Below are 14,219 nucleotides of genomic sequence, written 5' to 3'. Positions count from 1 at the left end.
TCCGGACCGCGGACGCAGCCCCTGTGACCCTTCCGAAGCACGAGGACGCGTCGGCGGGCCACGCGCCATGCCGTCCCCCGGGCACTCCGGCACCACCGACGGGGGTCACGCTGCGTGTGCCGGGGGGGGCGCGTGCGCGGGCGCGCGTGCTTTCCGGGCTCCTCGCCGCGCGGGAAACGTCCGCACGGGGGAGTCTTGACCTTCCGGGCTCCTTCGCGGACCGCGGGAGGAGGTGGTCGGTGTGACCGACCGACAGACGTCCGGGCAGCCGTCCCGGGCCTCTCCCGCCCCGGTCGGGCGGCCGCTGCTCTCGCTCACCCTGGCCGCGCTCATGGACGACGTGCGCGCGCTCTCGGGCGCGGTGTACCTGCTGGCCCCAGGCGAACCGGTGCTGGAGATGGCCGTGATGGCCGGGCTGCCCAGGGTGTTCGCGGCTCCCTGGGAGCGGATGGCCCTGAGCGCGGCGGTCCCGGTGGCGGAGGCGGCGCGTGACCGGCGGCTCGTGTGGGTGGCCGGCGAGGAGGACATGGCCCGCCGCTTCCCGCGGATCTCGATGGTCCTGCCGTACCCGTTCGCACTGGCCGCGCTGCCGGTGGCGACCGACCGCGCCACGTACGGGTCCCTCTTCGTGACGTGGCCCGGCGTACGCTCCCCCGACCTGTCCGACTGGGAGCGGGAGCACCTCACGGCCGCCTGCGCCCGGCTCGCGACACGGCTGGAGCGCGCCTACGAGAGGGGCCACCCGGTCCGGCCCGAGCCCGACCTGCTCGCCCCGGCGCCGATGGCGGGCGTGGCGGGGACGCTCGGCACGGTCGAGGCCGCGCGGATGGTGGCCCGCCTGCCGTACGGGCTGTGCGCGCTGGATCTGCAGGGGCGGATCACCTTCGCCAACTCGGCGGCGGCCGAGCTGCTGGGGGTGCCGGTCAGCGCCCTGCTGGGCACCCAGCTGTGGGCGGCGGTGGAGTGGCTGAACGACCCGGTCTACGAGGACCGCTACCGTGCCGCGCTGCTCGGCCAGCACGCGACGTCGTTCGTGGCGCAGCGGCCGCCCTCCGACTGGCTGTCGTTCCGGCTGTATCCCGGTACGAACGGGCTGAGCCTGCGCATCACCCGGGCCCGGGCGGTGGCGCGGGAGGGCCGCGCGGTCTTCCAGCACGGGGAGACCGGTACCCGCCTGGTCAGCATCTCCCAGGTACTGAGCCTGGCCGGGGCGCTCACCGAGGCGGTGGGCGTGCAGGACGTGGTGCAGCTCGTCGCCGACGAGATCGTTCCCGCCGTCGGCAGCCAGGGGCTCGTGGTGCTCGGCTCCGGGGCGGGCCGGCTGCACGTCCTGGGGCACCGCGGCTACCCGGATCCGCACACGGTGGAGCGGTTCGACGGGATGTACCTCACCGAGCGGTCACCGGGCACGCACGCCCTGCGGTGCGGTGTGCCGGGTTTCTTCGCGTCCCGCCAGGAGCTGCGGGGCGAGTACCCGGACCTGGCTCCGGTGGACGGCTCCATGCAGGCATGGGCGTACCTGCCGCTCATCGCGTCCGGGCGGCCGGTGGGCACCTGGGTCCTCTCGTACGCCGAGCCGCACCCCTTCCCCGCCGACGAGCGGGCCGTGCTCATCAGTCTCAGCGGGCTCGTCGCGCAGGCGCTGGACCGGGCCCGCCTCTACGACGCCAAGCACCGGCTCGCACACGGTCTGCAGGCCGCCCTGCTGCCCCCCTCCCTGCCCCCGCTGCCCGGCGTCGAGGCGGCGGCCCGCTATCTGCCCGCCACCCGGGGCATGGAGATCGGCGGGGACTTCTACGACCTGGTCCCGCTGGCGGGGGAGGCCGCGGCGGTGATCGGGGACGTGCAGGGGCACAACGTGACCGCGGCGGGCCTGATGGGACAGATCCGTACCGCGGTACGCGCGTACACGACCGTCGGCCAGCCGCCCGGGGAGGTCATGAGCAGCACCAACCGGCTGCTGATCGACCTGGGCAGCGAACTCTTCGCGAGCTGCCTCTACCTGCGGATGGACCCGGGGCGCGGGCAGGTCGTACTGGCCCGGGCGGGACACCTGCCGCCGCTGCTGCGGGAGCCGGACGGCGAGGTCCGGGTGCTGGACCTGGCGGGCGGCCCCCTGCTCGGCATCGACGCGGACGCCGCCTACCCGACGACCGAGGTGACCCTGGCACCCGGGGCGCTGCTCGTCCTGTGCACCGACGGGCTGATCGAGTCGCCCGGCGTCGACATCGAGGACGCCCTGACCGGCCTGGCGAACCGCCTGGCCGGGATCGGCGACCGCCCCCTGGACGAGGTGGCCGACACCCTGGTGGAACACAGCGGCACGGCGGAACAGCGCGTGGACGACGTGGCCCTGCTCCTCCTCCGCTCCCGCTCCACCTGAAGAACACGGGAAACGTGCGCCCCCGAAGGGGCGCGGGGAACTGTGCGACCGGCCCCCACCGGCCCGCAGCCGGCACACGATCCCGTCCGTGCGCGCGGAGCGGCCCGGTCCCCGCCGGGGACCGGGCCGCTCCGCACCGCACCGCTGTCACACGGTCAGGCCACCTCACTGATCGTGCGCACCGGCACCCTGCTCCTCACGCCCGGCCTCCTCACCACCGACGGCGTCACCCCCGGCCCCGGCCTCCTCACCGGCATCGGCACCAGCACCAGCACCAGCATCGGCACCGGCACCGGCACCGGCACCGGCACCGGCACCGGGATCATCCGCCCCGGCCCCCGTCGCACCGAGCGTCGCCCCCACCGCCGCCAACGCGGTGGTCACCGGCTGGAAGAAGGTCTCGCCGCCGACCGTGCAGTCGCCGCTGCCGCCCGACGTGAGCCCGATCGCGCTGCCGTCCGCGGTGAACAGGGAGCCGCCGCTGTCCCCCGGCTCGGCGCAGACATCGGTCTGGACGAGGCCGGAGACCGTGCCCTCGGGATAGTTCACCGTGGCGTTCAGCCCCGTGACCTGGCCGTCGCTGAGACCGGTCGTGCTGCCCATCCGGATGACCGTCTGCCCGACCGCCGCCTCCGCGGCCTGTGTGATCTCCACGCTCTGCCGGCCGGTGTTCACCGTGCTGGGCGCCTCGGTCGCCGGGTCGTCGTACCGGACGAGGGCGAAGTCGCCCGCACCGGGGAACGTGGCGGTCTCGACCGTGCCGATCGGCGCGCCGTCCTGGGCGTCCGACCACTCGGCGGCCGCGACACCGCAGTGCCCGGCGGTCAGGAACGCCGGGGCGCCGTCGTCGGCGACGACGTTGAAGCCGAGGGAGCAGCGCGACCCGCCGCCGAAGATGGCGTCGCCGCCCTCGGCGAACGTCTTGAACTCACCGGCGGACTTCCTGATGGTCGCCATGCCCGGGCCGAGCGCCTCGACTGCCGACTCCAGCCGGTCCCACCCGGCACCGGTGACGGTGCTGTCGGCGGTGACCCGGATCTTGTTCGTCCGCGGGTCCACGGCCCAGGAGGTGCCGGGGATGGTCGCCTCGGCCTTCAGCGTCCGCGAGGCCGACGTGAGTTCGGCGGTGCTGTTGTCGACCTGCCGGGCGACCGCACCCGCCTTCTCCGCCAGGACGATGTCGTTGTCGTCACCCACGACGTTGACGACGAGCTGCCGCTCACCGGCGTCGTAGTACGCACCGGCAAAGGCTTCTCCGAGCTGTCCGGCCAGTTGCGAGGCGAGGTCCGACGCGTCGGCGGCCTTCAGCGTTCTCGGGGCGGCACCTTCCGTCGCGTCGGTCTGGGACGCCATGGCGCTGGGCAGGACGAGGGCCGCCGCTCCGAGCGCGACCACGCTTCCCGCTGCGATGACGGCCTTGCGCTTGGGTATCCGCTTGTGACTCAACTTCTTGACCTCCTGGGGACTGGGGGGTCCGAGCCGCCGGACGGCAGCTGACTGCGGGCGCCTGGATGGCTGTTGATACGCAAGCGGTGCGTGGGGTGTTCAATGCGTTCTCCCGAACTTCCTTTGCGGAAGCACGAGTCGGCGGAAGCGCGAGTCGGCAGCGCCGCAGCGCGTCCGCCCCGCCCGCCGTCCGTCGGTTCGCCGTCCGTCCGCCCGTCCGCCCACCGTCAGCGAGCCGGCCGCCCCTCCCTCCGGGGCAGCAGCGCGACCGCGGCCATCGGGAGCGCCGCGAGCACCAGCCACGGCACGGCCGGGGGCAGGTCGGTGTCGAGCAGGGAGCCCGTGGCCGCGCTGCCGGCGAGGACGACGAGGCCGGAGACCGAGGAGAGTGCGCCCGTGTAGAGGCCGAGCCTGCCGTCCTCGGCGAGATCGGGCACCCAGGCCCGGGCGGCGGGCGCGACCAGCATCTGGCCCAGGGTCAGCAGGACGACGTAACCGGCGACGGGCAGGAGCCCCGCGGTTCCCGTCCACCCGGCGGGCCGGGCCGCGGCCACCACCGCGGACCCCGCCGAGATGAGGAGCAGCCCGGCCGCCATGGACGGTCGCAGGTCGAGCCGGTCGCCCGCCCAGCGCGTCACCGGCAGCTGGGCCGTCACCACCAGCAGCGACGAGAGCGCGAACAGCCAGGCCAGCGGCGCCTGCGAGCCCGCCGCGCGCTCCACCTCGACGGGCAGCAGCTGGTAGAGCTGGTTGTACGCCAGCAGGTACGCCCCGTACGCGCAGCACAGGGCCAGGAACCCCCGGTTGCGCACCAGCCGCCGGAGTCCGCCGCGGCCACCGGCGCGGACCCGGCCGGGGATGCGCTGCGGCAGCAGCCACGTGTGGCCCGCCAGGACGAGCCCGAAGACCCCGGCACCGGCCAGGCAGACCGTGCGGAAGTCCACGGCCAGCAGCAGCGCGCCGAGGAACGGGCCGAGGAAGGCACCGGCCTGACCGGCCACGGTGAACAGGGCCAGCACATGGGTGCGCGGGCCCTCCCCCGCCTCCTCCCGGCACACCGCCTGCCGGGCCACCTCCGACTCGACCGCGGGTGAGAAGAGCGCGGCGGCGAAGCCGACGAGGAGGACCGCCCCGACGACCGCCCAGGTGGCCCGCGCGTACCCGAGCCAGGCGAAGCCCGCGATCCGCAGGACGCACCCCGCGAGCACCACCGGGCGCACCCCGTACCGGTCGGCCAGTGCGCCGCCCACCACGAACAGTCCCTGCTGGCTGAAGGTCCGCAGCCCCAGCACCAGGCCGACCAGCCAGCCCGCCATGCCGATCGCCGTGCCCAGGTGCCCGGCGAGGAAGGGCAGGACGGCGAAGAAGCCGATGTTGAAGGCGAGCTGGGTGAGCACGAGCAGGCGCAGCAGCGGCGAGAAGGACCGGAAGGACCGGAAAGGATGGAAGGACCGGAAAGGGCGGAAGGACCGGAGCGAGGGGAGCGGTCTCCTCCCGGGGCGGGCCGTCGTCGTTCGCGGTTCAGGCATCGTTCCTCCGCCTCCTCCACGGGCGCGGGACCCGCGGCCGGCGCACCCCTCCTCCCCCGGCCGTTACCGACACGGCCCCCAGCAGGGCCAGCGCCGCCGCGGGCGCCAGGGACGCCCACGGCGCCCGCTCCGCGTACGGCTGGTTCTCGGCCAGCAGCAGGCCCCACTCCGGGGACGGCGGCTGCGCGCCGAGGCCGAGGAAGCCCAGGGCCGCGAGGGACAGCGCCACTCCCGGCAGCCGGAGCAGGGCGTGCCGCAGCACCGGGGGCACGACGGCCGGGAGCAGTTCGTGGCGCAGCAGCTGGAGCGGGCTCGCGCCGAGCCCTCTGGTCGCCGCCAGGTGGGTGGTGGCCCGCTCCTGCCGGAGCAGCGCCGAGGTGTGGGCGGCGAGCGGCGCCCAGGCGACGGCGGCCACCGCGAGCGCCGGAGTGGCCGCCCCGCTGCCCGCGACCGCGGTGACCAGGAGGGCCGCGAGGACCGGCGGTACGGCGTTGACCGTGTCGACCAGCGGCCCGGAGAACCGCGGCAGCAGCCCCAGCAGGACGCCCAGGAGCAGCGCCGCCGCGCTGACGGCGCCGGCCAGGACGAGGGTGTCCAGCGCCCCGTGGCCGACCCGGGCCAGGAGGTCGCGTCCCAGCGCGTCGGTGCCGAACGGGTGCGCCGGGGACGGGGGCCGCAGCCGGGCCGCGGTGTCCAGTTCCAGCGGGTCACGGGTGAGGCCGAACGCGACGACGGCGAGCAGCAGTCCGCCGTACAGCAGCGGGGGTGTCGTGGAGCGTGACGGTGCCGGGCGGTGCAGGGAGGGCAGCGCGCCGTCGCGCAGGGCCGGGCCGATCAGGAGGCGCGCGGCGAGCCGGGCGAGTCCTCCGACGGCCGCCGCCAGCACGACGAGGGCCAGGGTGCCGGCCTGGAGGACGGGCAGGTCCTGGGCCACCGCGGCCTGGAGGGAGAGCCGTCCGAGCCCCGGGATGTCGAAGACCTGCTCCACGGCGACCGCGCCGCCGGTCAGGCCGACGACGAACAGGCCCGCGTTGGGCAGCAGTCCCGGTACGCAGCGGCGCAGCGCCTGCCGTGCGACGGCCCGGCCGCGCACTCCGCGCGCGGCGGCGGCCAGCGCCCACGGTTCGGCGAACGCGCCCGGCAGCAGGTCGTCGAGCATCCGCCCGAGCAGCGCGCCGGCGGGCAGGCCGAGCGACAGCGCGGGCAGCACCGTCCACTGCGGGCCGTACCAGCCGAGGGCGGGCAGCCAGCCGAGCTGCACGCCGACGACGGTGGCGAGCACCGAGGCGGTCAGGAAGTCGGGCAGGGTGGCCAGGACCGCCGACCCGGTGCCCGCGGAGCGCCGCCCGTCGAGTCGGCGCAGGGCCCCGAGCCGCAGGGTCCGCGCGCACACGGCGACCGCCGTGACCGCGGCGACGGCCAGGGCCGCGCCCATCAGCAGCAGTGAGACACCGAGTGCCTCCAGGACGGACGGGGTGACCTCGGCGCCGGAGATCCAGGAGCGGCCCGCGTCACCGTGCAGCAGCCCGCCGAGCCAGTCACCCAGCAGGTGCGCGGGACCGGCGTCCAGGCCGAGCCCGTCGCGGATCGCATCCAGCACCTCGGGGGTCGCGGTGCGTTCGGCGGACCGCGCCCTGAGCACGGTGAGCGCGGGGTCCGTGTGCGAGAGCCACGGCAGCAGCCCGACGCCGCACAGCAGGGCGGCGGCGAGGACGGCGCGCCAGAGCAGCACGGGCGCCCCGCCCCGTACGACGGCCTTCGGCACGGGACGGCCGCCCGTCAGCGCCGGGTGCCGACGCCGACGAGGCTGCGCTCGTACGGGTCGAGGAGGACGCCGCTGACCCGGGCGCCGACGCCGGTGATGATCCGCTGGTGGACCAGCGGCACGACGGCGTCCGTGCCGAGGACCGCCGCCTCGGCCCTCATGGCCGCGTCCTGCCGCTTCGCGGTGTCGGTGACCGACTCGGCGCCGGAGACGGCCCGGTCGACCTTCTCGTCGCACAGCAGCGCCAGGTTGTAGCTGCCCTCGCAGGTGTAGTCGCTGGCGAGGACGGAGACGGGGTCGCCGGTGTCGAGCATGGTGTTGCGGGCGGACACGAACGCGTCGAACTTCCCTCCCAGCGCGTCGCTCTCCAGCCGCGAGTACTCCCGCACCTCCAGCTTCACCCCGAACCCGGCCTTCTCCAGCTGCTGCTTCAGCACCTGGGCGACCTCGGGCAGCTCGGGCCGGTTGTCGTACGTGGCCACGGTGAGCGTCTTCCCGCCGGCGGCGCCCGCCGGGGCCCGGCCGGCCGGCTTCACGCGCTTGCCGGCGGCCCAGGTCAGGGCGGGCCCGTAGATGCCGGCCCCGGGGTCGGCGTGGCCCTCGTAGACGTCCTCGGCGAGGGCGGAGGTGTCGAGCGCCGCGCGGGCGGCGGCCCGTGTCCTCGCGTCCTTGAACGCCCCCGACCTGGTGTTGAGCAGCAGGCTGGTGGTGCGGGTGGTGGCGGTCTCGCGGCGGGCCGCCCGGTCCAGGGAGGCCGCCTGCGAGACAGGGACGGCCTCGGCGATGTCGGTCTCGCCGGTGCGCAGCGCGTTGGTGCGGGCGGTGCCGTCGGCGATGAACCGCGCGTCGACGCCGGCGGCCTGGGCGCGGCCGCCCCAGTAGTCGTCGAAGCGGTCGAGGGTGGCCGCGGTGGTGCCGGTGACCTCGGTGAGTTCGAAGGGTCCGGTGGCGGTGCCGACGGGACTGACGGAGTCCTTCTTCGCGTACGCCTTCGCCGACAGGATCACCAGGCCGGGGCTGGACAGGCGCAGCGGCAGGACGGGGTCGGGCCCGGCGGTGGTCACCCGTACGCGGTTCCCGTCCGCGGGCTCGGCGGTCAGCTCGACGCCGGACAGGGCGGCGGTCACGGGCTCGGCGCCGGCCGCGCGGGTGAGGGCCGCGGCAACGGCCTTCGGAGTGACCTCGGTGCCGTCCTGGAAGGTGGCGTCCCGCAGGGTGAACAGCCAGCTGCGGTCGTTCTCCCGGCTCCACGAGTCGGCGAGGGCGGGGGCGGCGGCCCCGTTGGCGTCGAGGCGGGTCAGGCCCTCGGTGACGCCGAGCCGGCTGAGGAGGGTGGCGTCGGCTCCGTACGGGGAGAAGTTCTCGGCGGGCGGGAAGGCCAGCGCGACCCTCAGCCGGGAGCCCTCCGGGCCGTCGGAGGACGTGTCGCCGCCGCCGGAGGCGAAGCAGCCGGTGAGCAGGGGGGCGAGCAGCAGTCCGGCGGCGAACCGGCGACGGCGCGGCGAGAAGAACATGGTCTCTTTCGTTCGTTCATGCGTTCATGCGTTCATGCGTTCATGCGTTCATGCGTGCGTGCGTGCGCGCTCTGTGCTGTGCGCGGAAGGGCGCGTGGCGTACGGAAGGGCGCGGCGCGTCGTCAGGGCAGGGGGACTTCGAAGTGCACGATGCCCTGGCCGCCGCCCGCCTCCTCGCGTTCGTCGTGGACCGCCTTGCCCAGGGAGCGCCAGAACGCCTCGGCACCGGGCACCGCCGGATCGGTGTGCAGATAGGCGGAGCGGTAGCCGCCGTCGGCCACCGCGAAGTCGAGCAGCCCGCCGACGAGCCGCCGGGCCAGACCCTGTCTGCGGTCCTCGGGACGGACGTACACCCGGCGCAGCTGGGCGGTCTCCCCGGAGGGGTAGCGCTCGGCGATGTGGCGCGGGTTCGGCGGGTGGACGGGGCCGCGGGAGTCGAGCGCGGCGGTCGCGGCCACCCTGCCGTCCCGCCGGCCGACCGCGACCAGCAGGGTGTGCCGGGCGGGTGCGAGGTAGGCGCCGTGGAGGTCGATGACGTCCCGGTGCCAGCGCGGCACGTACCCGGTACCGAAGTCCCGGTACACGGTGTCGAGCATCACGGACCGGGCGCCGTCGAGGTCGTCGGGGGTCGCCGTTCTTATGCAGTAATCGCGCACTTGCGCATCATATGCAGCAAGGCTGTGCGGGTCCGGGCGGGGTCAGGCCGTCCCGTGCTCCCGCGGGACCGGACCGGTCCGCCGCCATGCGCCCTTCCACACGACCCACATGTGGCCGTCGGGGCCGTGGTGCACGTTCATCCCGTCGACGACGGCCAGCAGCGGCAGGTTCCTGGCCCCGGTCCGGCCGTCCGCGTCCAGCGGGACCGCGACGTCGTCGGTGGCCGAGACCGTGATGCCCGAGGGGTCGGCGGTGAGGACGATCCGGCAGGCGTCGGCGGCGCTGCGCGCCAGCAGGCACCTGCTCGCGGAGCGGCCCGCGTCGAGGACCGGGGAGACGAACGACAGGGGGGCGTCGATCGCCCGCGTCACCGCCACCGCGGCCGCCTGGGCCGCGAACTCCCCGTCCGCGCGGGCGAAGCGGGCCGTGAACTCCATCTCCCGGACGGGCTCCATCAGCCCGTGCTCGGTGAGCAGCGCGGGGCCCTCCGAGGGCGCGTGCACTGGCGTTCCCACCGCCAATCCTCCTTGACCGGACAGCCGCCGGACAGTCGCCGGGCAGTCGTACGAACGAGTGGTGCGGCCGGGGTCCGGGGCAGCACGGCGACTGTACGTCCACACCACCCGACTGAACAGGGCATGTGGCGCAAACACAAAGACCAAAAGTCAACAGTTAAAGCCGAAATTCACCGACCCGAGTGAACCGGATTGCGCAATGGGTGCGGTATGGATGGTTCCGGCACGGCAGGGGTAACAACCGAGACCGAATATGTCCGCTCTTGCGGAGGTGGAGCGCATGCCACCGAAATGCCGGAACCACACCACCGGACCGTCCGAGGACGACGCGGGAGAGCCCCCGCCGCCTCCGGCACACCCGCACGCCCGCGTTCGCCACGGCGACGGGTTCACGGTCGTCGAGGTGCTGGGCGAGATCGACATGGCGACGGCCGGCGCGCTGGGCGAACAGCTGGACGCCCTCACCGCGGACGGGGCGCCCCAGGTCGTGGTGGACCTCCGCGCGGTCGACTTCTTCGACTGCTCCGGGCTGCGGGTGCTGTGCCGGGCGGAGCGCCGGGCCAGGGAGCGCGGCGGTGCCCTCCGCCTGGTCTCCGACCAGCCCCGCGTCCACCACCTGCTGCGCGCCTGCGGACTCCTCTCCCGCTTCCCTCCCCTGCCGGAGATCCCCTCCGCGCGACCTCCGCAGGGCCGGCCGCCCGGGACCGTCCGGAGGTGACGTGCGCCCCGCGACGACGCCGGGACCGGCTGGGGCGACGCCGGGACCGGCGGGGAGGACGCCGGGGGCGGCGGGGACGACGCCAGGGCCGGCGGAGACGGCCCCACTCCGTCTCCGCCGGCCCCTGTTGCGGGATCGCGTGGCGCTCCGCGACGGGATCCGCGCTCCCCATCCGCTTCGCGGGTCTCCGTCGACGCACCCGGAGAACCACGCGACCCCGGTCCCTCAGAACGTGAAGAAGGTCCTCCCGTGGGAGTTCTTCACGCACTCGTTGGAGAAGGTCCGCTCGTAGGCGACCCGCTCGCCCTGCCAGACGCCTTCGACGGTGACGACGACGGGGTCGTACTCGCGGGTGCACAGGACGTCGGACCTGGCGGACAGCGCACCGGGATCCCCGCCGGAGGCCCGCAGTTCGGCGCAGGCCGACGCCGGGGCCGGATGGGTTCCCGAGGCCGTCGGCGCGCAGCTCAGGGTGACCGCGCGTTCGGGCGCGGCGGCGGCCGCGATCTCGCCGTGCCCCACGGTGAGCACCAGGGACGAGGGGGCGTAGAGCGCGGTCGGCGAAGGGCCGGCGAGGGCGGTCCCGGTGAGGGGGCCGCAGACGGCGGTGGCCGCCAGGGTGACCGTCGCCGCCCAGCGCGCGGTGTTCGGCATTGTGTGCATCCTTCCGCTCGGTGGATCGCCGCTCCGGACGGGTGGTGCCGGTGCGGCGAGCGCGAGTCTGCCGAGTCCGCGCCGGAAACACACGTCGACCCCATGCGTTTCAGTAACATTGCGTATTGAATCAGTGGCGTGAAGTGACAGAGTTCGACCATGCCGCCCTTGGAACTGAGCGGCCCCCGAGTCGCCGTGCAGACCTGCTGGCCGGATAACCCCTGCTCAGCAATCGGCCTGAAACATTCCGCTTCCGTCCGGGCCCGCGGACCGCGGGGGTCCGCGAGGGGGCGCAGCGGGCGTCCACGCCCTTCGACGGCGAAAACCGGACAGCTCCCGCCGCAAGGGCTGCCGGGGATCGTGGTCTTCGTAGACTGCCCCGCCATGGGAGAGATCTACGGGCTGGGCGAGATCACCTGTCCGTCCGGTGAACTGGTGATCGTCGACGGCGGTCACCTGGGCATGTGGAGCGGCGAGGGTTCACCGGCACTGGTGGACCCCGGGTCGTTCGGCGTCCAGGAGCCGGCGGTCGCCGCCGACGTGGCCGCCGCGACCGATTTCGTGATCACCGGCCCCGACGCCGGCACCGTCGCCCACTCCTTCGGCCGGCAGCCCGGCCGGACGCTCCACGACGTCCCGGCGTCCGCGGTGGCGCGGCTGACCGAGCTGTTCGACGCGCACTGCCGGGAGCACGGCCTGGACGCCGGGCTGGAGGCGTGCGCCGAACGGGTGCCGCACCGGGAGCGGGTGCGGCAGTGCACGGAGCGGGGCGGGGGCTGCTTCCTGATGCACGGCGTACCGGTCGTGGCGCTCGGCGGGGTGCCGCGGGACCGGCCCCTTCCGGTGCTGGCGACGGACACCGGCATCGTGGTCCCCTTCGCCCCGTCGCCCTTCGCCCCGTCACCCTTCGCCCCGTCGCCCTTCGCCCCGTCACCCTTCACCTCGCGCTCCTTCGCCCCGTCCGATGTCGGCCCCTCCCCCGTGGACCTCTCCTCCGTGGACCTCTCCCTCACCGGCATCGCCCCGGCCGACGTCTCGGACCTGGCTCCCTCCCCCGCCACCAAGTCCGTGGAACTGGGAGAGGTACGCGTCGACTGGGCCCGCCTGCTCTTCGGGGACGCCGACGCGCTGGGCGCCTGGCGGCACGACGAACCGGTCGACGGCCTGGCCGACGTCGCGTTCTGGGGCGCCGCCGAGGAGGCGGCCGCCGCCCGGTTCTCCGCACCCGACCTGGGCGGGCCCGGCGAGGACGGGGTGAAGGGCTGGACGGGCCTGCCGATGCCGGAGGCGATGCGCCTCGCCGGGGCGCTCTTCGACTGGAAGGACGCCGCCCCCCGGCGGCGGCTGACGGTGGACTTCCGCCCGCACTCCCACCACTGGCAGATCATGCGCGAGGTCCGTGCCTCCCCTCTGGAGGCAGGCACCGTGGAGGTCGGCGGCGCGCGCGTGCTGTGCACGATGACCGGCCGGGGTGACGGCCGGTTACCGGTCTCCGCGGAACTCGACCCGACGGGCCGGCCGGTCGCCGTACGCGTGTCGTTCCCGGACTGACCCGGACCTCCGGCCCGGCCGCCGGTGCTCCGGCGTCACGCCGGACAGGTCCCCGGGTACGTCGGCTGCGTCGGCTGCGTCAGGTACGCCCCCGTGCTGGACGGATCTTGTCCCGCTCGTCAGGATCGTCGCGGGGCGGGCACAGTCCCGGCGAACAGGATCCAGGGAACAGGATCCAGGGCGGAAGGCGGGCGTACGGATGACGAAGCACTGGGCGGACTTCCAGTACGAGATCTATCTCAACGGGATGACCGGCGCCGTGCCCCGGCTCCCCACCGACCTGACCCGGCTGGAGGAGCTGACCGAGCGGCGGCTGGGACCCGGCCCGGTGGGCTATGTGGCGGGCAGCGCGGGCAACGGCAGCACGGCACGCGCGAACCGGGCCGCGCTGGACCGTCGCCGGATCGTGCCGCGCATGCTGCGCGACGTCCACGAACGCGACCTGTCCGTCGAGGTGCTGGGGCGCCGGCTCCCCGCGCCCCTCGCGCTCGCACCGGTCGGCGTCCTGTCGATCATGCACCCGGACGCCGAGCCGGCCGCCGCCCGGGCCGCCGCCGCGCAGGGCGTGCCGTTCGTCCTGTCGTCCGCGTCCAGCACGCCGATGGAACAGGTCGCGGAGGCGATGGGCGACGGTGAGCGCTGGTTCCAGCTGTACTGGGCCAAGGACCGCGAGGTCACCAGGAGTTTCCTGGACCGGGCGAAGGCGGCCGGGTTCAGCGCGCTGTTCGTCACGCTGGACACGCCCCTGCTGGCCTGGCGGCCGCGCGACCTCGACCAGGCATACCTGCCGTTCCTGCACGGTGTCGGCACCGCCAACTACTTCTCCGACCCGGCGTTCCGGGCAGGTCTGGCCAAGCCGGTGCACGAGGACCCGAACGCGGCCGTCATGCACTTCGTCGGGATGTTCGCGGATCCCGCCAAGACGTGGCCCGACCTGGAGTTCCTGCGGGAGAACTGGGACGGTCCGATCGTCCTGAAGGGCGTCCTCCACCCGGACGACGCCCGGCGGGCCGTCGACGCCGGGATGGACGGCGTCGTCGTCTCCAACCACGGCGGCCGTCAGGTGGCGGGCTCCGTCGCCGCCGCCGACGCGCTGCCCAGGGTGGCCGGGGCCGCCGGGGACCGGCTGACCGTCCTCTTCGACAGCGGTATCCGCACGGGGGACGACATCTTCAAGGCGCTGGCCCTGGGCGCCGAGGCGGTGCTCGTCGGACGTCCGTACGCCTATGGGCTCGGCCTCGACGGCCAGGCGGGCGTCGAGCACGTCATCCGCTGCCTGCTCGCCGAACTCGACCTCACGCTCGCCCTGTCGGGCCACGCCGGCCCGGCGGGCCCCGGTGCCGGGGACCTGGAGGAAGGGCCCGCCTGACCGCCCGGCTGCCCCGCCTGGCCCTCCGACCGCCCGGCTGCCCAGCCGGCCGGCCCTCCGGTCGCCCGATTGCCCGGACCGCGCTCCGGCCCGGCGTGCCGCGCCCGTGCGTGGGTGC

At 74.8% G+C, this 14,219-nt stretch carries 11 protein-coding genes; 4 read left to right on the top strand and 7 right to left on the bottom strand.

Features of this window, described 5'->3' with window-relative positions; genetic code table 11:
- The first annotated feature begins 232 nt into the window (after positions 1-232).
- Positions 233-2,383 carry a SpoIIE family protein phosphatase gene (locus KM933_RS10695; RefSeq protein ID WP_221350640.1) on the top strand — a complete coding sequence of 717 codons (2,151 nt, stop codon included), beginning with the start codon at positions 233-235 and terminating at the stop codon, positions 2,381-2,383.
- Between the two features lie 165 nt (positions 2,384-2,548).
- On the opposite strand, the gene KM933_RS10690 is transcribed toward KM933_RS10695, so the two are convergent.
- The 6 genes from KM933_RS10690 to KM933_RS10665 form a co-directional block, all read right to left on the bottom strand.
- Positions 2,549-3,829, bottom strand: coding sequence for a S1 family peptidase (locus KM933_RS10690; RefSeq protein ID WP_221350638.1), 1,281 nt, complete (start codon positions 3,827-3,829; stop codon positions 2,549-2,551).
- A gap of 227 nt (positions 3,830-4,056) precedes the next feature.
- The gene (locus KM933_RS10685) at positions 4,057-5,358 is read right to left on the bottom strand and encodes an MDR family MFS transporter (protein ID WP_221350636.1); all 1,302 of its coding nucleotides are present in this window, start codon (positions 5,356-5,358) and stop codon (positions 4,057-4,059) included.
- The gene (locus tag KM933_RS10680; RefSeq protein ID WP_308013334.1) at positions 5,351-7,123 is read right to left on the bottom strand and encodes an ABC transporter permease subunit; all 1,773 of its coding nucleotides are present in this window, start codon (positions 7,121-7,123) and stop codon (positions 5,351-5,353) included. The genes KM933_RS10685 and KM933_RS10680 overlap by 8 nt, the downstream gene beginning before the upstream one ends.
- 14 nt (positions 7,124-7,137) lie before the next feature.
- A complete protein-coding gene (locus tag KM933_RS10675) occupies positions 7,138-8,637 on the bottom strand; it encodes an ABC transporter substrate-binding protein (protein ID WP_221350635.1) in 1,500 nt (499 codons plus the stop codon).
- 122 nt (positions 8,638-8,759) lie between these two features.
- Positions 8,760-9,293 carry a GNAT family N-acetyltransferase gene (locus KM933_RS10670; protein WP_221350633.1) on the bottom strand — a complete coding sequence of 178 codons (534 nt, stop codon included), beginning with the start codon at positions 9,291-9,293 and terminating at the stop codon, positions 8,760-8,762.
- Between the two features lie 42 nt (positions 9,294-9,335).
- Positions 9,336-9,809, bottom strand: a complete 474-nt coding sequence (locus tag KM933_RS10665) for a hypothetical protein (protein ID WP_221350631.1) — start codon at positions 9,807-9,809, stop codon at positions 9,336-9,338.
- 280 nt (positions 9,810-10,089) lie between these two features.
- Here KM933_RS10665 and KM933_RS10660 point away from each other — a divergent pair, with 280 nt between their 5' ends.
- Positions 10,090-10,527: an STAS domain-containing protein gene (locus KM933_RS10660; RefSeq protein WP_221350629.1), complete on the top strand. Its 438-nt coding sequence runs from the start codon at positions 10,090-10,092 to the stop codon at positions 10,525-10,527.
- A gap of 225 nt (positions 10,528-10,752) precedes the next feature.
- Here KM933_RS10660 and KM933_RS10655 read toward each other — a convergent pair whose 3' ends face one another.
- Complete coding sequence (locus tag KM933_RS10655) at positions 10,753-11,181, bottom strand: protease inhibitor (RefSeq protein ID WP_221350628.1); 429 nt, start codon at positions 11,179-11,181, stop codon at positions 10,753-10,755.
- Between the two features lie 384 nt (positions 11,182-11,565).
- Here KM933_RS10655 and KM933_RS10650 point away from each other — a divergent pair, with 384 nt between their 5' ends.
- Positions 11,566-12,732: a hypothetical protein gene (locus tag KM933_RS10650; protein WP_221350626.1), complete on the top strand. Its 1,167-nt coding sequence runs from the start codon at positions 11,566-11,568 to the stop codon at positions 12,730-12,732.
- 199 nt (positions 12,733-12,931) lie between these two features.
- Positions 12,932-14,101, top strand: a complete 1,170-nt coding sequence (locus tag KM933_RS10645; RefSeq protein ID WP_221350624.1) for a lactate 2-monooxygenase — start codon at positions 12,932-12,934, stop codon at positions 14,099-14,101.
- The last annotated feature ends 118 nt before the right edge of the window (positions 14,102-14,219 follow it).

The sequence above is a fragment of the Streptomyces beigongshangae genome, from assembly GCF_019710745.1.
Taxonomy (GTDB): Bacteria; Actinomycetota; Actinomycetes; order Streptomycetales; family Streptomycetaceae; genus Streptomyces; species Streptomyces beigongshangae.
The sequence above is the reverse complement of the archived record's forward strand: the minus strand, read 5'-3'. Positions and strand labels throughout refer to the sequence as shown.